The organism is Pectobacterium peruviense, assembly GCF_002847345.1.
Taxonomy (GTDB): domain Bacteria; phylum Pseudomonadota; class Gammaproteobacteria; order Enterobacterales; family Enterobacteriaceae; genus Pectobacterium; species Pectobacterium peruviense.
The window spans coordinates 1-270 of the sequence record NZ_LXFV01000057.1 but is presented as its reverse complement, the minus strand read 5'-3'; the positions used below and the strand labels follow the sequence as shown (position 1 = coordinate 270).

At 54.4% G+C, this 270-nt stretch carries 1 pseudogene; it reads left to right on the top strand.

Going from position 1 to position 270, the window contains the following annotated elements:
- Positions 1–55 precede the first annotated feature (55 nt).
- A pseudogene (locus tag A0G03_RS20635) lies at positions 56–270 on the top strand (ABC transporter ATP-binding protein/permease); the annotation flags it as partial.

Here is a 270-nt window from a genome sequence, read left to right as displayed (position 1 = left end):
AGGGGGCATTGGGCGGCGAATCACCACGTATCGGGCAATCAGAGGAGCGTACGTGATGAACAAAAACCATTCCGCCATAAACCAGGCCTCAATAAATTATGCCGCCATAACCGCGCGGTTATCCGCAGGGTGGCACACGTATCGTCAACTGGAACGCGTTACGGGATCGCAGTCGAAAGTATTCCGTTGGTGTTGCCTGAGCCTGCTGGCGGCAGCTATCACGCAGGGACTCGCGCTGGCATGTCTGTTTCCGCTGCTGTTTTTTTTTTT